This is a genomic window from Pseudolactococcus yaeyamensis (assembly GCF_054658615.1).
On the sequence record NZ_BAAGGP010000007.1, the window covers coordinates 26,415 to 48,762 of the forward strand.

Here is a 22,348-nt window from a genome sequence, read left to right on the forward strand (position 1 = left end):
TCCTTTTTTAGTTTATAGGGATTTCTAAGCGCCACTAATGAAGCGCTTAGCATGTCCCTTATATATTCATCCTAGGTAGGATAAAATGTCCTCTTCAGTTATTTTTAGAAAAACAGGATGTTCATGTTCGCGTTCATTAGGTTGATGTAATGTAAAGTAGCATTGACCATCAAAGGCTTGAAAGAGCATCCCATGTCCACCGTTCTTATCAAAAAATAACGCTTTACTGTGTTGCCAGTTACCATTTAAACAATCATTATCAGGATAGGCAATCGCTTGGACATAGGCATTATTTTTTAGTGACGACCAAAATAGGAGCAACTTGCCATTGGAACAGCGATGTAGAAAGGGACCATCTGTGACATAGCATTTGGCCTCCTTGTCTGACCAAGTTGGCTCAGAGGCTTTAAATAATTCCCTTACCTCTCCAATGGGTGCGCTTAGATCATCAGAGAGCGCAACACTGCAAATCGTGCCGTCTCTGATTTGCACCCACTCGTGACAAAAAATGAGATGAGGTGCGCCTCTTTCATCTACAAATAAAGTGCCGTCTAAGCATTCCCAATCTTTTGGGGTCAAAGCCCCTTTACTATAAGGAATGAACGGTCCGAGAGGACTATCTGATTTTAAAACTTGTGTGCCTCGTTTGACATTTGGTCCAGTAAAAGTTGCAAAGAGATAAAATTTACCTTGGTAAACATGTACTTCAGGTGCCCAAAAATTTTGTTGTCCCCAAAAACCTGCTTCATAACGGAAAATTTCTTGTGGTGCTTGCCAGTTAATCAAATCTTGACTCGTATACACATCAAATCCGAGGGTGGTTAAGTCTTTGGGCTGTTCCCAACAATTATAGCCTCTTGTGCCATAGAGATAATAAGTCCCTTCAAAAGCTAAAACATAAGGGTCACGAATGTTAATTTCCTCTAACTTCACTTTTTCTCCTTTCGAAATGTCTGTGAAGCCCAATCGCTAGGCTAACAAGGGGAGCTGGACAAAAGAGGAGCGTAAATACAAGGTGATACTCAAATGCCAGTAAACATAATACTGCCAATATCAAAACTAGAAAATTGATGACTATTTTTTTTAATGCAAGATAGGCAAGTAATTTGAGTGTCTCTTGATGATAGACAAGTTTCTGACTTGTCATCATCTCATTGATAAAGCCACTCCAAATCAGAAGAAAGATGGAGAAAACAAAGGGAAATATCAGAAATTGCTGTAAGACAACGACCACAAAATAAAGATCAATTCCAATAAAGGTAAACAAGCCACTATAGACCAGACTCACTTTTATTTTTTCCTGACTATTCTGTCTAAAGGAGGTCAGAAATGTTTTTAAAATAGCTACTTGATGATCAAAAACTATTTTTCGCGTGCTTTGAAACAAAGTGCGTAAAATAAGTTGCAAGTAAACTAAGGTCACCAATAGTTTCACCACTGTAATTGGAAGATTATGGCTAGTGAAAACTAAGGGTAACAAAGGCAGTAAAGCGATGATGAAGCAGAGATTTAACAGCAACAAGCTATAACTCTTAGAGAACAATTTATAAAAAAGTTTATCTTCAATGATTTTACTTTTATCCATACGCTTATCCTTTTAAACCACTGGTACTAATGCCTTCAACGAGATATTTATTGAAGAATAGGAAGATGAGAAAGACAGGCAATAGTGACACTGTACTCATGGCAAACATGGCGCCAAAATCTGTCTGACTTGCAGTGTCTGCAAACATTTTAAGGGCCAAAGAGACTGTATAACTGGTCGGTTTATTCAAATAAACGAGTGGTCCCATAAAATCATCCCATTTCCAGTAAAATTGAATAATAATCGTTGTAACCATCGCAGGCTTCAAAAGAGGGAAAATGACACGCGCAAAAATTGAATATTTACTACACCCATCCATATAGGCTGCTTCATCTAATTCTGTTGGAATACTAACCATGAACTGCATCATTTGATAGATAAAGAAAGCTTGACCAAACCAATGTGGTAAAATAAGTGGCACATAGGTGCCAACCATGCCTAATTTATTCCAAATAATATATTGCGGAATTAAGATAATTTGTGTTGGAATCATCATCGTTGCTAGCATGACAACAAACCAGAATTTTTTGCCCTTGAAATTAATCCTTGTCAGCGCATAAGATACACAGGCTGAACTCAAAACAGTTCCTAAAGTGGAAAGCGAGGAAACAACGATTGAATTGACAAAGAATCTTCCAAAGCCAATACCACCAAATCCTTCCCAACCTTTAGAAAAATTTTCCCATCTAAAATTTGGTGGAATTAAGTTAAATGAACTGTTTAAAATCTCTGTATTATTTTTTAATGAGCCTGAAACCATCCATAAAACTGGATAAATCATCACAATCCCAAAAGCAATAATGAAGAGATGTAAAAAGATTTTATTTAATTTTTGTTTTTTATAATACATCGTCATATTCTCCTATTGAACTTCTAGCCAATTTCATTGCACCACTTTATACTTTTACCCATTTTTTAGATGACTTAAAGATCATGAATGTTACCAAGCTCATGACCACTAACATGAACCAGCTCATGGCACTGGCGTATCCCATATCATAATATTTAAAGGCATGATTATACACATAAAGGGCGTAAAAATTAGTCGCATCACCCGGTCCTCCTTTGGTAATGACAAAGGCTTGGGTAAAACTCATGAATGCTGAGATTGTTTGCATAACCAAGTTGTATAAAACAATTGGAGAAAGTAATGGTAATGTGATTTTAAAGAATGATTGCCATTTTGTTGCCCCGTCAATCGTTGCTGCTTCATAGTAAGATTGCGGGATTTCTTTTAGACCAGCTGCAAAGATGATCATACTTGAGCCAAATTGCCAAACTGTCATTAAAATCAAAGGCACCATGGCGAGTTTTTTATCCCCAAACCAAGACAAACTTTCAAGACCTATGCTATTAAGTAAAATATTGATGAGGCCCGATTTAGAAAATAATTCTTTCCAAACAAGTGCAACAGCGATACTACCACCAATCAAACTCGGGACATAGTAAAGCGAACGATAAATTGTTACCCCACCAATTTTTCTTGTGAGTAAATAAGCTACAAATAGGGCAAATGCTAGTTTCATAGGGACAGAAAGAACCACATAAATGAATGTCACCTTGAGCGAATTAATGAAGCGTTCGTCTTGGAAAAGCCGTAAATAATTTTCAAATCCGATGATATTTGCGATACCACCTAATTTAAAATTTGTAAATGAATAGTAAAAACTGACCATCATTGGAATAAATGTTACCAGTAAAAATCCAATAATAAATGGTGAAGAAAATACATATCCGACAACGTTTTCATTGTTTAAAAAATCTTTGAATTGATGCTTATTTTTCAAAATGTTACATCTCCTTCTTTTGTTGTTATCATTACTGTACGTGTTTTAAACACGATAGTGTGGAAATAAGCGGCCAATCGCTAGAAGTAAGGCACCATTTCCCGGCAAATAAGCGGGTAAATCCACGCGACCTTTTTGATAATTATGCCCATTCTTAGCGTAATAATTTTTAGGGCAAGCTTTCAAAAGAATCTCAACTGCGAGGTCATGTTGCCCTAAACGATTGGCTAAAATTGCCATGTAGCCGTAATCCCAGCCCCACATAGACTGCTCATCCCATTCTGCCAAGACTCTATCTAATGTTTTTGTCAAAGCTTCTGTATCAACTGCCTCATTAGGAAATAAACCATAGATGGCTAACTGTGTCGGGTGATCTTTCATATAAGTTGGAAAGGTATCTTGTGCCCATTGATGGGAAGGATATAAACCATCTTGTGTAGGAAAAACGAGGGCAATTTTGTCATGGACGATTTGCCAATCTTTCTTTTCTTTGCCAAGTATTCGCGCCCATTTTAATCCAATGGTCAAGCCATACCGCCAATAGCTCATCTCAAAAGTTGGATTTTTAACGCGCATTGGCTCAAATTCTTCCTGACTGGGAATAACTGGTCCTACCATGTTATAGGTATCTGTGGTCGCGTCATAAACAAGAAAATCACAAACAAAATCAAGCGTTCCTTCAACCACCTCCCAATATTCCTGCATAAAATGTATTAGAGAGCTGTCAAGCCTTTCTCTTACTAAATCAAGTAAGGTGACAAGATGTGTTTGTTGCCAAACTAATAAGGGGGCTATTTCTGATGGACTGTCAATCGCAGATGGGTCAATCATCTTAGGCCAACGTAAACCTTTAAAACCATTTTTCTTTGCATTCCATCGAGCTTGCGGGATAATCGTTTTAAACCAAGCAAGCTGAGGTAGAACCAGAAATATCCGACTACTTTCGATGGCGTAGGCTGTATGCCAATAAACCATTTCCAAGTGAAACTTACCATACCATGAATTACAGAGTAAGCCTGTCTCTTGAGAAGGAATGGCACCGCTAGAATGAAGCGCTAGCTGATAAATTGATAAAACACTCCGTCTTTCTAGCTCAAGAAAGTCTGGATTATCTTTTGGAAAGTCCCAAACTGAACCGCTATTAAACAACGCTTGCCAATGTCGACAGACTTTTGTTTTGATTGTCTGAAAACTTTTTCTTTCAACTTGACTGACAATATCTTTTGAAAAAGTAACAGATACTTCATACCATGTTTCTGTCGTATCAGCAGTTGGCTGAATTTCAAAAATAAAAGGTGCAACTTGTACCAACTGACTTGTTGGTAGATGAAAGTCCATAATTTTAACTAAATCATCGCAGGTATGTTTAATCTGTGTTCCTTTGAGTTGTGCCTCATGTTTTTTATCATCCACATCAAAGCGACCACCCTGAATTTCATGATTAGGATACGGTAGACATACTTCAATTTTGGCACGTTGCGTCTTAAAAGCCTCACTCTTCATACGAAAATGTACAGTATCACTATCAGAATCAACTAAGGTTTCGACAGTAAAAACATCACCTAAGATTTCATAATTTGAAACAATTCTTCCTTCATCCAAGTAAAGCGTTTGAGAAATCGCTTGAATTTCCTCAGGTTTCAGATAATATGCCTGAGTCCCTGCCACAATTAAGCGGAAAGTCGCCAAATTCGCACGATGTTGATTTTGTCTCAACCAGTGATAAACAGCTTCGTTACCACTTTTACTTGTAACAGGATAGTAGACTTCTCTATCTTGATAGGGATAAACATCTAATTCAAGGTCATCGTAAGTATAGGCGCTCCCTGCCAAGTTAGGTGCGGTATGCCAGCCCCAATGACTCATGATACATAAAGGGTTATGTCTCACTAGATATTCATCATAAAGTGTTTGGAAACCTGTTATATCAGTATTGAAACAAAAGTTACCATTTCCGACACTAAGAGGGGATTCATAATCAATTTCAGTAAAATGCGGTCGATGCCTCTTGACAACATCTAATTTTTGCATTGCTTATCTCCTCGTTTTGTATGGTCATTGTCCTTTAAAGTTGATTGTCAATGACTTGCACTGTACACTAATCAAGCTAAGTTCACAACGATAATCAAACGCTTTCATTTATTATCATATCAGTTTTAAGAAAATAAATCATTGGCATTTTGATAACTAATTTTTTGAACCGTTTGACTTGCCATTTCAAAAGGAACACGTCCCGCTTCAACCCAACTCCCAATTAAAGAACACAGCACACGTCTGAAATATTCATGCCGTGGATAGCTCAAGAAACTTCTTGAATCTGTCAGCATGCCGATAAAATTTCCCAATAAACCTTGTTCTGATAAATCCGTGAGTTGTTTCCTCATTCCTGAGTAAGTATCATCAAACCACCAACCGCTACCAAAATGATGTTTCTGTACGCCTGTACCATTTTGAAAGCCACCTAAAACTGTCAATAGACTTAACCAATCATTTGGATTAAGTGAATACCAAATGCTAGTTGGCATTTTTGGTAAATCATCTAGAAAGACAGCGATTCGTTCTGCCATCAGTTCAGCATTGCCAATCGCATCAAAACCTGTATCTGGTCCCAATTTTTGGTACATCGGTGTATTTAAATCACGAATTGAATTTAAATGCCACTGCGCAACAAAGTCATTTTCAACATAGAGTTGATTTAAAACAAGTAAAATATGATAGTGATAACTCGCAATTTCTTTTTCACCAAGCGTTTCCTGTTTTAAACCTTTTTGAAAAATAACCTCTAAAGCAGCGCGTGACACAACTTCTTTTTTAGGAAAAGCCGGCAAGGCGTGATCACTCAGTAGACCACCATGTGCCTTAAAAAAGATAATTCGGGCTGCTAATGCTGCTTTCAAGTTGTCAAGAGAAAGAATAGTTCCACCAGTTACAGCACCTAATTGCTTGATATAATCACTGAAGCTTACTTTTTCAATCTGCATGACCTTATCTGGTCTAAAGGTTGGTAAAACTTTAAATCTCTCTTCTTCTTTGGCCAGTTGCTCATGGGCTGACAAATCATCAATGGGGTCATCTGTGGTACAAAGCGCTCTAACTTGCATGTTAGCAATCAAATTTCGAGGTAAAAAATCCTCTGTTGCAAGTAAGGCATTGCATTTTTTCCAAATCGCTGGTGCGCTTTTTTCGTTAAGAATGTCATCTATTTTGAAAAAACGTTTGAGTTCCAAATGTGTCCACTCGTAAATCGGATTACCACAAGCTTTTTCAAGTGTTTGAGCAAAAGCAAGAAATTTGTCATAATCTGGTGTATCACCAGTGATTAAATCTTCTGAGATACCATTAGCACGCATTAGGCGCCATTTATAGTGATCGCCACCCAACCAAATGTGTGTGATATTACGGTAAGGTTGATTAGCTAAAATTTCCTGCGGACTTAAATGACAGTGATAATCAAAAATCGGTTCATCTTTAGCAAAATCGTGAAATAATTGTTTGCCACTTTCATTTTCTAGTAAAAAGTTATCATTTAGGAACATGTTTTTATCTCCACTCCATTTATGGTTAAATGACTGACGTTAATCGTTTTAATCCCTCTATCATTGTCATGAAATAGACCTTCTGTTGGTTCGGTATTAGAGGTGTCAAGCAACTCTTCTTCAGCTGCAAGTGACCATGAAAAATTTGTAATGTCAACATTTTCAATCTTAGATTCTGGCAAACCAACGATAAATGCTGCCGTACTTCTGACTTGATCTGCTTGAAGATTATCAATGATAATATTTCTAATACTTGGTGTTGTTGCTGTTTTTTGCTCCATTTCAGGATTTAAAATCACTTTTCGTTCGTGTGGTAAAACACCAGGTGCAAAGTACATCCCTAAGACAATGGGACACCAACACCCCGTCATCACCAAATTTTTCAAATGAATGTTTTCAATGATGCCACCTCTACCACGACGAGATTTCAATCGAATACCACGTTGCGTCCCTTGAAATTCACAGTCTGTCACCATCACATTTTTAATGCCACCTGCTGTTTCGCTTCCGATGGCAATCCCGCCATGACTAGCTAAAATTTTACAATTATTAACCTGAACTTCTTCAGTTGGTCGGTTGATTCGTAGACCATCAGCACCAGAACCTGATTTCAGGGTAATCGCATCATCACCAACATCAAAAATAGAATTTGTAATCCTGACATTTCGACAGGAGTCTATATCAATGGCATCTGTATTAATCGCATCGTGTGGATTGTAAATGGTGACCTGATCAATGCTAATCTCTTGACTATAAACGGTGTGTAAAGTCCAAAAGGGAGAATTTTGAATGGTCACACCTTGAATCTTGATATTTTGACTTTTCCAAAATTGAATCAATGGCGGTCTTAAAAATTGCGTCGAAGGTCTTGCGCCACCACCAGTCCGACTGCCATAATCTGGATTAAGAGCTGCCAATCTTAATTCATAGGCTTCCCTTGGCTGTGTCCGATTCTCACTTTCGATGTCTGCAAACATCTCCCACCATTTTCGACCATTGCCATCAATTATACCACTACCAATAATGGCAACATTTTCAACGTCATCGGCATAAATGAGAGGTTTCATAGCGAAACATTCAACCCCTTCCCATCTTGTCCAGATTGGTGGATAATCATTTGGATCATCTGTAAAGGTCAGTACGCTACCGCTTTCAAGTTCAAGTGTTAAATTAGAACAAAGACTAATTCCACTTGTTTTGTATTGACCTTTTGACAAAATTAAGTGTCCACCACCCTCACTTTTAATCGTGTCAAGTGCCGTTTCTATGGAATCGCTTTCATTTATTCGGAAAACACTTTTACTAAGAGTCATACTGCCTATCACTTCCTTAAATTAATTTATACTACTAAGATAACAATTTTTACTTTCAATTTCAGTAGCAATATATTAGAATAGTAGTAACATATTTACAGGAGTTAGAAAATGTTAAATAAACTACTCAATTTGTTTTTACCCTTAGATGAAAAAGAGGCGCGTCAAAAGATAAACGGTGAATTTATTGAAGATCTGGACGATGGCACAGACCTATTTCAACTTTCAAATTTTCGTCTCAGCAATGACAATATCTTTGATAACCATCCGATTATTGTTCGCAAGCATCGGAGATTTGCCCCTTACCCTTTACATAATCATGATTTCTTGGAAATTAATTTTATGTTTCAAGGAGAAAGTAAACAGATTGTTAATGGTCAAGAGTTGATTTTACGAGAAAAACAAGTGCTACTCATGGATACAGATGCTTGTCATAGTCTAGAGCCTCTAGGTTATAATGACATTTTACTCAATATCATTTTTAATAAAAGTGATTTAAATATTTCGCTACTTAAAAATTTAGATGCTCAAAGTCACGGTCTCGCCTATACCTTTTTTGTCAACTCAGTTCATGGTAATAGTTGTCATGAAAATTATTTAGTTTTAGATATCCAAGAAGAACCTGCCATACAAAATACGCTAGAACAGATGGTTTTAGAGTTTTTTAAACAAAATTCATCTATTGCCAGTAAAGAAATCATGGATGCCCAAAGTCAAATTCTATTTTATCAGCTCTCTCGAGTTTATCATTCAAATATTAGTCAAATTTTATCCTCCTCAACCGATAATGATTTGATTTTAGCGATTTTACAAAAAATTGAAAGTGACTATACGAGCATTACTCTGACTGATTTAGCTACCTTTTTAGGTTACAATTCCAATTATCTATCTAATTTAATCAAGAAAAAAGTTGGCAAAACATTTAGCCAACTGGTCAGAGAAAAAAAACTTAAGCAAGCCCATCTCTTGATTGAGACGACTTCTTTTTCGATTGAAACAATTGCGGAAATGGTTGGTTATACCAATAAACGAGATTTTTATATTAAATTTAAAGACTATTACCATAAATTACCAAGCGCTTTCCGAAAATAACTTAAACGAGTAGACGATTCAAATTCAAATCGTCTACTCGTTTAAGTTTATAAAGTATAGGCAACTTTTGAACTATTTTTTTCAATTCGGTAAAACCGCTTAGCCACGTTGCATTATTAATCAAGCATCAATTGTCGTCCCTACTTCTGCGATAATTTTGGCGACCCAGACATCAATCTCTGACTACTTGGTGATGTCCGCATGAATCGTGTGAATGTCTGAAACCCCAATAAGACACCATCTGTTTTTGCAACTTCACGAATCGTTTCGTAAGCCTGTTCAGTCGTGACGGCGATGCCTTCATCGTAGATTTCTGCATTAAAGTTTTCTGGCACCCATTCTTTTGGAATGTAAGAAAAGGGATGGACACCTGTGATTTCATCGACTTCTAGTTCAGGTGTCGATAATGAGTCAAGTGTGGGTTCAACGGCAACAATCTTGATGTCAGGGTTCTTTTCTTTTAAAAACTCACCCACTCCTGAGATAGTTCCGCCTGTTCCAAGTTTCAATTCACCACTAGCTTCAGCTTCTTCAATAATATTTAAAGCAATTCTATCCTTGATGCTGCTGTTAGGATTGAAATACTCTAACTTTGCAATGATGCTTGCCTCTAAATTGTGTTGTGCTTCATAATTGACCAGTTCTAATAGTGGTGTGCCACCAACTAATTCAGTAATTGATTTATTAATTGTCATGTTCATGCTACCTTTCTGTCAGGACGATTGATTGCCCCTTTCTATTATCATACCCTCATTTTATAAGATTGGTCATCGCATTTTTTAATGATGTTGGTTCAAATCACTAATGTCTGGATATGAGATTTGAACGTCTAACCTTTCTATTGCTATCTCGCTTTTGAATTAAAAAGAGGTTGGGACAAAAGGCTTCAAAAATGAATAGACTAAATGATACTAATTTTCGACTTTTCACAGGTTCTTGATTTTTTCAATGGTAGCAGCGCTTTTCTTGCTAATTTCGTATTGTTTTGACAAAAGGATACCAATTTCACACAAAATAGGCTATGAACATTTTGATTAACACGGAAATCGTTCATAACCTATTTTTTAGAGGACTTTTGTACCAACCTCTAGTTTTATTTCGAGTTGCAACTTTTAAATTTAACTTTCATAAACAGTCGTTGTCACATCTGTGAGATACAAGACTTCTAAATGTTTGAAGGGTTCACCACTATAAATTTCTTTTAATCTTTCATTGTGATCCAAGAAAGATTGCTTAGCCTCATCACGCGCATCTTGAACTAATTTCCCTTTAATTCGGAACCATTTATTAGGTAAATTAGCAGATAATTGCACCTTTGGATTTGCGATAAATTGCGCAAAAACGGCTTTATCGTTGCTAGTTGCCAAATAGACTTTGCCTTCAAATTCATTGATAACACCAAATGGTCTTAACTTAGGTTGATCGCCGTCAACTGTTGCGACGAAGTAAACGCCTGCTTCTTTTAACAATGCTGCTTCTTGGCTCATTTTTTTCTCTTTTCTACCCTTAAGGTTTAGGCTAAAGTTAGCGCTTTAGCTACTTTTGCCGCCTGTTTTTCTGCGGCTGAAATCATCAGCCGAATTCGGTTGACCTGATTGACCATGGACATCCCCGGATCATAGTCGATATTGACAATATTGGCTTTCGGATAACGATGCTTCAAGGCTTTATTAATTCCGACACCACTGACATAGTTAATCGAACAACTAAAGGCTTGATAGAGTACGATATTGTCAATGCCGTCTTTTAACAATTCAATCATTTTACCACCAGTCATGAAGCCAAATGTTCCTTTATAATTGGCAAATGGTGCCACATCATCGGCAGAGTCTTGCATATCAAATATGGAATAGAAATGATCAAACCGTTTCGAGGCACGTAAAGCATCGTCCAAAGGTTTTTCAACTTCTGCATAAAATTGTTCTGCAAAATCAGTCATCTGTTCGCCCATATCTTTGATATTATAAGTACCAAAGAAACCCATACCGGGCACAACGACTTCCACACCTTCTTCTTCAAGCAAGGTTGCGATATTAAAGGTATTTTTTGAGAAGGGAACAGTCAATTCCGCATCACCGACCATGCCAACTCGCAATTTTTTGACATCAGTTAAAGGAATCGTGTCAAATTCGTGGATAATGGCGTGCATATTGTCTCTAAAGTCACTAAAAGAGGTATTGCGGATATTATCAGCAATTTTCAGCAACCATTTTTCTTGCAAGCGATTGACAAATCCTTTTTCGATTTCATAAGGGCGTGTGCGATAGACAACTTTCCCAAATAAATCACTATAGGCACCGGTCAATAATAAACGTTTCATCAGTGGCAAGGTCAAAACCAAGGCTGATTTTTCAGGATCAGTTTCATAATTTTTAAAGGCGAAAGGCTGAGGGACAACCGGGACATTGCCAAAGCCGGCATCCTTGATGGCTTTTTCTAGCACAGTAAAGAAATTCGCGCCTCGGCAACTACAATCAATCCCCGGATCCATAATGAAAATGGAGGTATTATCCAAATCGTATTGCCCACTTTGTAGCGCTTCAACGAGTTGTCCCACATAATCAATGGGTGGGTGACAATACTCGTTATTCACATAACGCAAACCGATATCCAATGCCTTAAAATTTTTGGCGGGTAAAATTTCGACATGATAACCAGATTCACGGAAAGCGACATCCTGTAAGCCATTTTGGCTCAGTGGCGCATAAGAAGGAATCAAAATCGTGTGACGTGCCTTCATTTCTTGGGTGAATTGAATGCGACTGCTCTCGCCACCTAAATGTGCTGGCAAGGCTGGTTGGATGCGACCTTTTTCCTTGTCCTCAATGGCTGCCTTGAGTGATCGTAGGCGAATTTTAACAGCTCCTAAATTCGCCCCTTCATCAATTTTAAGGACTGTACAAACTTTACCATAGGGCTCTAAAATCTCATCCAATTGGTCGGTTGCAATAGAATCTAAACCGCAACTAAAGGAATTCAGCTGTACGAGTTCCAAGTTTTGGGTCAAAGCTGCCACTTTAGCTGCTGCAAATAGCCTAGAACCGTACTCCCATTGATTGACGACGCGTAAATTTTTGATATCACCTAAATGATAAACACTGTCTTCTGTCAAGACATGAAATCCTTCACCTGCTATGACTTTGGAAATGCCATGATTAATTTCTGGGTCAACATGGTAAGGTCGACCTGCCAAGATAATCCCACGTTCGCCATTCTGTACAATTTTTGCTAAGACTTGTTCACCTTGGTCTTTCAAATCTTGTTTGAAGGCTTCTAATTCAGCAAAACCATGTGCGACCGCTGCGGTCACTTCCGCAAGCGTCAAGTTAGCCTCTGGAAAATCTTTGATTAGGGTTTCAACTAATTCAGCGCGATCTGCAAGATTAATCACAGGTGCATGATAGGCGACTTCACCAGAAACAATTTCATCAATATTATGGCGAATCAAGTTTGGATAACCTTGCACCACATAACAATTATAATGATTATTGGCCTCTTCATGTTCCAATACTTCATAGACCACACTTGGAAAGAAAATATTGGTAATCCCTTGATTGATTAAGGATTGAACATGACCATGTGTGATTTTCGCTGGATAGCAAACCGTATCACTTGGAATGGTTTCAATGCCTTGTTCATAAACTGCTTTGTCCGAACGAGGGGACAACTGAACACGAAAACCCAAATCAGTTAAAATCGTGTGCCACAAAGGATAATTATCATAAATATTGAGGGCGCGTGGTATGCCAATCACACCACGAGAGGCTTTACGAAGCGGCAAGGCGCGGTAACCAAATAATTTTTTGTAACGATACTCTACTAAATCAGTCTTGCTTGTCGTCTTATCAAGCTCAATTCCTGCGCCACGTTCACACCGATTGCCTGAAACAAATCGACGACCATCTGAGAATAAAGTCAAGGTCAAGGCACAATTATTTTCACAGAGTTTACAACGGCTAAATGCTTTAGTTGCTTCAAATTGTGTCAAATCATCCCGATTAAGTAGGGTTGAAATTTCTCCAATTTGATAATTATCAAGGGCAATTAAAGCTGAGCCATAAGCACCCATCAGACCTGAAATTGACGGTCGGACAACTTCTACACCTGCAATTTTTTCAAAAGCTCGAAGGACTGCTTCATTGTAAAAAGTCCCACCTTGCGTGATAATCTTTTTGCCCAAATCTTCTGGTCGGCGTACTTTAATGACCTTATACAAGGCGTTTTTAATCACAGAATAAGCCAAACCGGCTGAGATGTCTCCCACTTCGAAGCCTTCTTTTTGGACTTGTTTGACTTTTGAATTCATGAAAACAGTACATTTTGAACCCAAATCGGCTGGTTTTTTAGCGTGTACCGCAGCGTCTGCAAAATCAGAAATCTCGTAATTCAAACCATGTGCAAATGTTTCGATAAAGGAGCCACAGCCAGAAGAACACGCCTCATTTAACTGGATTGAAGATAGGACACCATTTTTAATCGTCATGGCTTTCATATCTTGACCCCCGATATCGAGAATAAAATCCACCCCGGGTTGAAAGCGATTAGCCGCTTTATAATGCGCCATCGTTTCAACAGTACCGATATCTACCTGAATCGCTGAGCGAATCAATTCTTCACCATAGCCAGTAACTGTTGCCTTACCGATACAGGTGTTTTCTGGCAATTGAGCATATAAATCTTGTATGACTTCAATCACAGTTTCCAGAGGTTGACCTTGATTATGGCCATAATGGTCAAATAAAATGCTACCCTCATCATCAATGGCGACAACCTTTGTCGTCGTTGAACCGGCATCAATCCCTAAGAAAATTGGTCCGATATGTGTTGTAAGTGGTTTGTATTGAGCGGTTGCTTGATTGTGACGTGCTCGAAACGCTGCAAGCTCTGCTTTGTTTTCAAACAAAGGCTCTAAAGCTAGAGCACTTGATAAGTCTGAGCATCTTTCATTTAAGGCATCATAGAAATCTGCTAGACGAAAATAATGCTGATTATCTGCATGAACAGCCGCGCCAAGTGCCACATATATCAAGGCATTTTCTGGAAAAATAACCTGATCTGAGGTCAATTTCAAAGTCTTGATAAAATGCTCACGTAATTCGCTCAAGAAATAGAGAGGACCGCCTAAAAAAGCCACATTGCCAACAATTTTACGACCTGAAGCAAGTGAAGCAATCGCTTGATTGACCACTGCTTGCAAAATACTTGCTGAAATATCTTCCTTGCGTGCCCCTTGATTAATCAGTGGCTGAACGTCTGTTTTAGCAAAGACGCCACAACGAGAGGCAATAGGATAGACGTTCTGAGCTTCCTTAGCAAGTTCATTGATACCTGTCGCATCAGTATTCAAAAGATTAGCCATCTGATCAATGAATGCGCCTGTCCCACCTGCACAAGTGCCATTCATCCGTTGCTCTAAAGTCTGTCCTAAAAAGGTGATTTTAGAATCCTCTCCCCCTAGTTCAATGACCACATCTGTCTGGGGAATAAACTGCTCGACTGCCTCCGTACAGGCAATGACTTCTTGAATGAAGGGCAGGTCATAGACCTCCGCAATCCCCATTCCAGCTGACCCTGTCACCATGAGTGACAGTTCTAAATCGGCACCAAATTTTTCAAGTGCTTCCCTCATAATCTGAGTCGTTGCCTGCTGAACATCTGAAAAATGTCTCTTATATTGAGAAAAGATAATCTCTTTTTTCTCGTCAATGATGACCAACTTGACTGTCGTTGAACCAACATCTAATCCTGCTTGTACTTTCAAATTTTTACGCTTCTTTCTTATCTATGTGCTGGAAATGGATCATCTGGCAAACGAATTGCTGTATAGTCTGGAACAGCTAAGAAGCCATACAGTTCTGCATAGGCACCACCTAATCCTGCATCACCAATCAGATAGCCCAAATGATTTTGGATATCTGCAGGCTTCGTTCGTGTCCAAGCCTGATACCATTTCGCCGTCTGTGTCTCATCAATATGTCCTTCGCCTAGTATCGCATCTGCTGTTCGCAAAGCATAGGTCAAATATTTCTCATTTTTACTAGCGATATAGGCTTCCGTCAGGAATTGCAAGACACCTGCTGAACCACAGCATTGACAATGAATTTGCCAATAACCAGTTGAATGTTTCTCAGGTGCACCCGTTGCAATAATCCCTTCTATCAAGTCATCAAAAAACGTCAAATATTGTGGCTCATTTGTCAGTGTATACAAATCATAGAAAAGCCGTGCTGAACCTGCTGGACCATGACAAAAGCCAAGATAGAAAATATTTTCCGCATTTTTAGGTTGTAAATAAGGAATTAATTTTCCATCACTAACCTCCTCACTAATCGCTATCAGATAAGTCGCAGCTTTTTTAGCGCCCTCTAGAAAACGTTCATCTCCTGTTGCCTGATAGAGTGTCGCAAAGCCGTGTCCAATGCCTGATGTCCCATAGGCATAGTTTGGGAAATGTAGATTGTCAGGATTACCTTGATGGTAAACGTCTAATACATTTTTAAAACCAGTATAGCGTGCGCCACCTTCGTGCGTTGGAATTTCTGTTGACAAAATAGCTAGACCTGCTTTAACAGCTAATTTTTTCAGTTGCTCCTCTTTAAAATAATCTGCGGCATAGAGTAAAAAGAGAGCTGTCCCAAAATCTTGTTGAATCCCTGAATAGCCAGACCAAATCACACCAGATGTCACTTCCTTGGCATTTATCACAATTTCATCAATTATTTTATGGGCTGCGTGTGCATAGGAGGCATCTCCTGTTGCTTTCGTAAGTTCAATCAAGCTAAAAGCAATGCCAGCATAACCATTCCCATGAAAAGCAAAGCGACTGTTTGCCTGAACATCTGAAAACGCCCATCCTAATGTCAGATGTTCACTATAATTGCCCGCTTCTAGTTTATTTACAATGAAATTACCTGCAGCAATCGCTTCTTCCAAATAACTTGCCTCCCCTGTTATCGCTGCAAGTTGTATCAAAAATAAAGCAATGCCTGATGAGCCAACATAAAAATCAAGGATAGGTTCTCCTTGCTCAGTTTTTTGCCAATAGGTGCCCACTTCAGTTTTCACGGCTTCTTGTCGCAAATGTTGCGCAATGCCTTTAGCTGCTGCAAGATAATCTTCTTTTGTCACTGCTTTTGCAATCGGTCGTGCGATTGTTACCATTTATTTGTCTCCTCATTTTTTCACGCTCTTTAGTTTTAAATGATGTATTCCGGTTGGAAATTTACATAACGTGCCAAAAATTCTTTTGTCCGTTGTTGTTTTGGCCGATAAAAAACATCCTCAGGTGTCCCACTTTCGACGACACGTCCCTTCTCCATAAAGACAATGCGATCAGCAATTTCATAGGCAAAACTCATTTCATGCGTCGTAATAATCATCGTTGCGCCTGATTTGGCAACCTCTCTGATGACATCTAAAACGTCACCAACCGTTTCGGGATCAAGGGCGCTCGTTGGCTCGTCAAATAAAATTAATTCAGGATTAAGAGCAATTGCACGAGCAATGCCAACACGTTGTTGCTGACCACCTGAGAGTTGACTTGGATAAGCTGTTGCTCTGTCACCAAGACCAACTTTTTCAAGGGCAGCAGTTGCAATTTTTAGGGCTTCTTGTTTTGAAAATTTTCGGACAACTGTCAGCCCTTCTAAAATATTATCAATCGCTGTTTTATTCTTGAATAAATCATACTGTTGGAATACCATAGATGTTTTTTTTCGCACAGCCAGAACTTGCTTTTTAGGCGCTTTTTTTAAGTCAACAGCCAAGCCACCAATTGCCAAGTTTCCTTGATCAGCATGCTCTAAAAAGTTAAGGCAACGCAGAAAAGTTGTTTTACCTGAACCACTCGGTCCCAAAAGGGCGATGACTTCACCTTTCTTGATTTCTAAATCAATGCCTTTTAAAATATCATTTTTGCCAAATTTTTTGTGCACATTTTGAATGGTAATGCGTTCTGTCATATACTTACCCGTCCTCTCCGATTTTGTAGCCTACGTTCTAACTGTCCGCCCGCAAGCTCAATTAAAGCATTGATTATCCAATAGATAATGGCTGCTGCAATATAGGATTCTAAGAATAGATTTCTTAAACTCCCTGCAATCTGAGCCCCTTGTAAGATGTCAACGACATCAACCATTGACGCCAAAGCTGTCCCTTTGACAAGACCGACTAACATCGTGATAGATGTCGGCATAACGGTCACAAAGGCTTGTGGTAAAATAATTCGATACATGGTTTGCCATCTGGTCATACCGATAGCCGCAGCCGCATCGAATTGCCCTTGGTCAATGGCTAGAAAAGCGCCACGAAACGATTCTGCTAAGGCGATAGAGGAATAGATAGACAACCCTAAAATTGCCAACCAAACCGTCCCTAAGTCTTTAAATCGAAATGGTAAATTGAAGTGTTCAGCGAGAAAATCAACTGCATCTGTACTTAAAATATAGATAACGAGTAAAACCAAGACGAGCGGAATGCCTTTGAGTAAAGTGATGAACCAACGTGATACTTCTGCTAGAATAGGCACTTTGAAAAAGCGAATTAAAGCAATCCCCAGTCCCACTAGAATGCCAATCAATAAAGCAGAACCTGCGATAAACAAGGAAACTGGTATATAACGTGCGCCTGCTTTTAGGGCAGTAATAATAAATGGTAGATCCATAGTAACTCCTTTAGTTGAATGTCTAGCTAACTTTTTGTATCCTGTTTTTGTTTATTACGCCTTACTTTTTATCTGGGTCTTGCGTATAGTCATCCCCTAGATATTTTTTAGACAGCTTGGCCAATGTTCCATCTTCTTTAAGTTGGGTGACAGCTTTGTCCAAAGCATTTTTTAAGTCTGTGTTCCCTTTTTTGAGAATATAGTAAGTGCCACCAGAAAAAACTGGTTCTTTGCTCGTCACGAGATTTGATTTGAATTCCTTGTTCCATGCTTTAACATTATAATCTGTCGTCACCGTCGCATCAATGGCACCAGACTGGAAGTCTTTAATCATTTTTGCCCAGTCACTTGAGGTTGTGTATTTAATCTTGATTGGATCATTGCCACCTTCTTCAGCGTTGAAAACTTCAGCAACTGCTATCTCAGCTGAATTAGCAAAACCATAAAGTGTTTGACCACGCAAATCTTCTAGTGTTTGGAAATCATGTTCTTTATTTGAATCATAAGCAATATAATTCCCATAGTTGGTATAAGGGATATCCGTTAAGGTATATTTCTTTTGACGCTCATCGTTTGAGTACCATTGGCTGGCAAGCGCATCAACTTTTCCAGTTGTTAAATCGGTAAAGACATCTGCTCCAGCAGGTACAAGCTCAAATTTATATTCAGGGATAAGCTTGTCTAGAGCTTTCAAGACTGCCCACTCATAGCCATCTGGCTTACCATTTTCATCTGTATAGCCATAGGGTTTATAGGTTGCAACGACATCAAATTTAACTGTCTTGACACCTGATGCGCTATCGCCAGAGGCATTAGCTTTTTTACCACAACCTGATAAGCTTAATAAAGCGACTACTGCAATTGTTGTACCTGTTAGTAAAAATGTTTTCTTTTTCATCTGTTTTTTCCTTTCTGTGATTTCACAAGGTGAAATCACAGAAACTTGAACGATACTTAGTTCGCTCAAAGGCGCTTTGGATTAGCATCATTCTGCCTCGGCGAGTGTCAGAATCTTGCCTTCTTTTTCTCGTTCATTTAATAATTTGTCAATGGTTGCTGTTTCTGTTAATTTTTCTGAAACTGTTGCTTCTGCTAGACTGTTTTCATCTAAAGGTCCGATGGTTATAGCAACTGGTGCTTCAGTTCGAGCATAAGCAGGTGTCAATCGTTTGTCTAAATAAGTAAAGAGTTTTTCGATTAGGATACTTAAGATAATAAAGATAATGGCAGCATCAAAGTAACCTTCAAGCGAGTGGTAATAAAATGTACCTAACTGACGAACTTTACCAATCACATCAATCACGCCTAATGTAAAGGCAACAGCGGTATCTTGCAATAAAGCAACTAACATTGTCCCATAAGTCGGAATCAAAATTCGAATGGTTTGAGGTAAAATAATCCTCTGATACATCTGCCGTTTGGTCATGCCAATCGCTCTTGCTGCATCACGCTGACTATTAGGAATACTTTGTACGGCACTCCGAAATATTTCTGAAAAGAAGGCTGCTGCATTTAAGCCGAAGGCGATAAAAACGAAAATTAATTTGTTCCAACCATTGACATCAATCCCTAGAGTACGTTGGAATAAAACAGGAACAGCATAGTAAACTAGAAATAACTGGACAAGTACTGGCGTGTCACGAATAAACGAAGCAAAGATAGTCGCAAATTGATTTAAGATTGGTAGCCGTTCAATTCTAGCCAAAGCAATTAAGAAACCGACAACTGTTCCGATAAGGGTGGCACCGAAAACAAGTCCTAAGGTTGTGGGTAAGACTTCAAGTAATTTTGGGAAATATTTGAATACATACCGCCATTGAAAAAGTTCTCCCATCTCTTACCTCCTCTATATAAATGGATCATCCGAAAGTCGAATCGGTTGATAGGTGCCTTTAAGCGCAGTTACTAAATGGAGTAAGGCAGTGCCAATACCAGCCGCACCAGATGAATAACCAATCTCTTGTGAGATTATTTCTGGATCAATTCGTGAATATTGTTGGAACCAACTCGCCTTATCATCAACAACTGTGGCCTCGCTCAAAATTTTATCGCCTGAACACTTGGCGTAATCAAGATATTCCGATTTTTGGGTGGCTGCATATAAGCCTAAGAACAATTCGATAAAAGCTGCTGTTCCACAACATTGACTCTGAACACGCCAATAGCCTAATGACTGTTCCTGTGGTGCTTGAGCTTCAATAATACCCCGAGCCAATTTTTCAGCCCACTCTAGATAAGCTGTGTCTTGTGTGATTTGCCATAATTTATAGTAAAGTCTTGCTGTCCCAACTGGACCATGGCAAAAGCCTAAATAATAGACATCTGCTTGATCTGGGAAGCGATAGGGAATTAAGGCTGCTTGATCATGAATGTGTGTTGCAATTCTGGTGACATGATTGGCGGCTTTGATGGCTTCATCTAAGAAGATTTTCTGACCTGAAATTTCATAAAGTCTGGCAAAAGTATAGCCTGCACCTGCTGTGCCATATTCAAAATTTGGAAACTCATATTGAACACTTGGGTCTAAACCAAAGAAGGGGGTAATCGTTTCATTTGGCAGGCCGTAATAAATGACTTCATCATCACTTCGGTTGACTGCTGTTGACAAGATTTCATGGCCAGCTTGAATCGCGACTTCTGTCCATTCTGGTTGATTAAAGTAATCAGCTGCTGTGACTAAAAATAGCAGTGTCCCACTATCAAAAATAATCCCCGTTGCACCCGTCCATTTAACGCCATGTTCCGTTTTAATAGCCTGATTAACGATTTTTTCTGTCAAGTTATGAGCAATCCTTTTAAAGATCGGCTTGTCAGAAACCTTTGCTAAGGCAATCAGGACAAAAGCGATGCCGGCATTTCCGAGATAAAACCCGTTGTCAGCATTAGCTAGAGTGGCAAACAAGGGCGCTTCTACGTTATCTTCTGCTGCTGGATTGGTTAATCTATGTACGACATCAAGTCCTGTTTTTTCTGCGATTTGTAAATCTGTTGGATTTTTCGTTTCTTGATACAGTTGGATATAAAAAAGAATGACACCTGTCGCACCGGAATATAAATCAAGCGATATTTTACCTCCCTTGTCTTGCCAATACAGCCCCTCTTCTGATGCTATCGCTAAATCATTTAGCCATGCCTCTGTTTTCAAGACGCCATTGAAATAATCTGTAACAGTTGTTTCTTGAAATAATGGTTTTAATGTAGTCCGTGTCATATTTATTTCCTTCATTTCTTTTTTTAATTTAAACATATTTTAACGCTAGACAGGCCATCACGTGATACCAAAAAATATCAGAGGGGTTAAAAATTTTTAATCACGCCATTCAACCCATAAAATTTAGAAAATGATAAATTTTTGTAAATGCTTCACTTGCTTATGTCTACTGATATTGCTTGCTATACAGCTAATCAAGCATAAAAAAGAGCTATTCAAGGATTGAATAACTTTTGTACCGATTTTGTTTTATTGAAAATTTATAAGGGTTATTTAGAATCTTAAAGGCTAGTCAGTAAAGGCTTTTTGTGACTAATCAGTTGATAAATACTACAACTAACTAAATAGGATAAATTAAGCTACCACCATAAACTTTTAGTGCTTGCGTTAAAGAATTTTTATGCGCAACAACATGTCGACAGTAGAAAAAGTTTTCTTGCGTTGCTTCTGGATTATCTTTGATGAGAAAGCCGCTAAAGTCAGGAATGACCTGATAAATTTTCTCAACGATTTTTTGCCAAAATTGTTGTCTCGTATCAGTCACTGCTTCAAATTGCTCTACTGAAATGGGGGCTGATAACTGAATATCGAGAAATATTTTGAAACCATAGGATGTAAAAATATGAATCATATCTCTGAGTTTCAATAAATTTTCTTGTTTTTGGTACTTCAATAAATTTTCAAACTGGTGTTGTGAAAAATAGGTGAGACAAATTGCATTGACACCTCTTGAAGCTAACAATCTGGCATCATTTTTGATGGTTAAAGCATTGCTTATGAAAGGATTTTGCCGATAGTCAACTAGACGAATTTCTTGGTGCCGTACTGACAATACCTTATCAGCCTTGTTATACTGGTTTGTTACCAGATGATGCATTTCATATAAGCCATATAGTAACCCTCTTGTTGTTTGAGCCTTTATATCAAAACCTCGTCTAGTTTTTTCAATCAGACACCCTTCTAGTCCAAGGACTTCATTTTCAATTAAGGCAAAATTTAGATTTGCTCCGCCAGAACACAACAAATGACAATCGGGTTTAAAGAGCGTCATGTCATCAATGATCGTCTGAGTCAGACTATCAATTTGGTCAATATGAAATGTTTTAAGCTCAGGGGCATCAATTGCTTTAAAACCGCAGTACTCTACTTTCATTGTTTGTCC

Annotated in this window: 18 protein-coding genes; 1 reads left to right on the top strand and 17 read right to left on the bottom strand. The window is 38.5% G+C overall.

Going from position 1 to position 22,348, the window contains the following annotated elements; genetic code table 11:
• Window positions 1-66 precede the first annotated feature (66 nt).
• From ACYQ21_RS02745 to ACYQ21_RS02775, 7 genes are all read right to left on the bottom strand, one after another.
• Window positions 67-933 (bottom strand): glycoside hydrolase family 43 protein, encoded by an 867-nt coding sequence (locus tag ACYQ21_RS02745; RefSeq protein ID WP_460054879.1) that lies wholly within the window; start codon window positions 931-933, stop codon window positions 67-69.
• Window positions 914-1,585, bottom strand: coding sequence for a hypothetical protein (locus ACYQ21_RS02750; RefSeq protein ID WP_460054882.1), 672 nt, complete (start codon window positions 1,583-1,585; stop codon window positions 914-916). Before ACYQ21_RS02750 ends, ACYQ21_RS02745 begins: the two co-directional genes overlap by 20 nt.
• Window positions 1,586-1,589: 4 nt before the next feature.
• Window positions 1,590-2,435, bottom strand: coding sequence for a carbohydrate ABC transporter permease (locus ACYQ21_RS02755; protein ID WP_460054884.1), 846 nt, complete (start codon window positions 2,433-2,435; stop codon window positions 1,590-1,592).
• Between the two features lie 46 nt (window positions 2,436-2,481).
• The gene (locus ACYQ21_RS02760; protein ID WP_460054886.1) at window positions 2,482-3,372 is read right to left on the bottom strand and encodes a carbohydrate ABC transporter permease; all 891 of its coding nucleotides are present in this window, start codon (window positions 3,370-3,372) and stop codon (window positions 2,482-2,484) included.
• 45 nt (window positions 3,373-3,417) lie between these two features.
• Window positions 3,418-5,403: a glycosyl hydrolase family 95 catalytic domain-containing protein gene (locus tag ACYQ21_RS02765; RefSeq protein ID WP_460054889.1), complete on the bottom strand. Its 1,986-nt coding sequence runs from the start codon at window positions 5,401-5,403 to the stop codon at window positions 3,418-3,420.
• A 125-nt stretch (window positions 5,404-5,528) separates the two neighbouring features.
• Entirely contained in the window at window positions 5,529-6,908 is a 1,380-nt protein-coding gene (gene uxaC, locus ACYQ21_RS02770; RefSeq protein ID WP_460054891.1) for a glucuronate isomerase, read from the bottom strand.
• On the bottom strand, window positions 6,899-8,221 hold the full coding sequence (locus tag ACYQ21_RS02775) for a glycoside hydrolase family 28 protein (RefSeq protein WP_460054892.1): 1,323 nt from the start codon (window positions 8,219-8,221) through the stop codon (window positions 6,899-6,901). The genes uxaC and ACYQ21_RS02775 overlap by 10 nt, the downstream gene beginning before the upstream one ends.
• A gap of 111 nt (window positions 8,222-8,332) precedes the next feature.
• Between ACYQ21_RS02775 and ACYQ21_RS02780 the strand changes: the two genes are divergently transcribed.
• Window positions 8,333-9,313 (top strand): AraC family transcriptional regulator, encoded by a 981-nt coding sequence (locus tag ACYQ21_RS02780; RefSeq protein ID WP_460054895.1) that lies wholly within the window; start codon window positions 8,333-8,335, stop codon window positions 9,311-9,313.
• 140 nt (window positions 9,314-9,453) lie between these two features.
• Here the strand turns inward: ACYQ21_RS02780 and ACYQ21_RS02785 are convergent, their stop codons facing one another.
• From ACYQ21_RS02785 to ACYQ21_RS02830, 10 genes are all read right to left on the bottom strand, one after another.
• A complete protein-coding gene (locus tag ACYQ21_RS02785; RefSeq protein WP_460054896.1) occupies window positions 9,454-10,014 on the bottom strand; it encodes a pyridoxal-phosphate dependent enzyme in 561 nt (186 codons plus the stop codon).
• 417 nt (window positions 10,015-10,431) lie between these two features.
• Window positions 10,432-10,800, bottom strand: coding sequence for a pyridoxamine 5'-phosphate oxidase family protein (locus ACYQ21_RS02790; protein WP_460054898.1), 369 nt, complete (start codon window positions 10,798-10,800; stop codon window positions 10,432-10,434).
• A gap of 26 nt (window positions 10,801-10,826) precedes the next feature.
• Window positions 10,827-15,074 (bottom strand): acyl-CoA dehydratase activase-related protein, encoded by a 4,248-nt coding sequence (locus tag ACYQ21_RS02795; RefSeq protein ID WP_460054900.1) that lies wholly within the window; start codon window positions 15,072-15,074, stop codon window positions 10,827-10,829.
• Between the two features lie 17 nt (window positions 15,075-15,091).
• On the bottom strand, window positions 15,092-16,474 hold the full coding sequence (locus tag ACYQ21_RS02800) for a lanthionine synthetase LanC family protein (protein ID WP_460054903.1): 1,383 nt from the start codon (window positions 16,472-16,474) through the stop codon (window positions 15,092-15,094).
• A gap of 35 nt (window positions 16,475-16,509) precedes the next feature.
• Window positions 16,510-17,274: an amino acid ABC transporter ATP-binding protein gene (locus tag ACYQ21_RS02805; RefSeq protein ID WP_460054906.1), complete on the bottom strand. Its 765-nt coding sequence runs from the start codon at window positions 17,272-17,274 to the stop codon at window positions 16,510-16,512.
• On the bottom strand, window positions 17,271-17,975 hold the full coding sequence (locus ACYQ21_RS02810) for an amino acid ABC transporter permease (protein ID WP_460054908.1): 705 nt from the start codon (window positions 17,973-17,975) through the stop codon (window positions 17,271-17,273). The genes ACYQ21_RS02805 and ACYQ21_RS02810 overlap by 4 nt, the downstream gene beginning before the upstream one ends.
• 61 nt (window positions 17,976-18,036) lie before the next feature.
• Window positions 18,037-18,873, bottom strand: coding sequence for a transporter substrate-binding domain-containing protein (locus ACYQ21_RS02815; protein ID WP_460054911.1), 837 nt, complete (start codon window positions 18,871-18,873; stop codon window positions 18,037-18,039).
• 87 nt (window positions 18,874-18,960) lie between these two features.
• Window positions 18,961-19,809, bottom strand: coding sequence for an amino acid ABC transporter permease (locus ACYQ21_RS02820; protein WP_460054913.1), 849 nt, complete (start codon window positions 19,807-19,809; stop codon window positions 18,961-18,963).
• 12 nt (window positions 19,810-19,821) lie between these two features.
• The gene (locus ACYQ21_RS02825; protein ID WP_460054915.1) at window positions 19,822-21,186 is read right to left on the bottom strand and encodes a lanthionine synthetase LanC family protein; all 1,365 of its coding nucleotides are present in this window, start codon (window positions 21,184-21,186) and stop codon (window positions 19,822-19,824) included.
• A 340-nt stretch (window positions 21,187-21,526) separates the two neighbouring features.
• Window positions 21,527-22,339, bottom strand: coding sequence for a hypothetical protein (locus ACYQ21_RS02830; RefSeq protein WP_460054916.1), 813 nt, complete (start codon window positions 22,337-22,339; stop codon window positions 21,527-21,529).
• Window positions 22,340-22,348 lie beyond the last annotated feature (9 nt).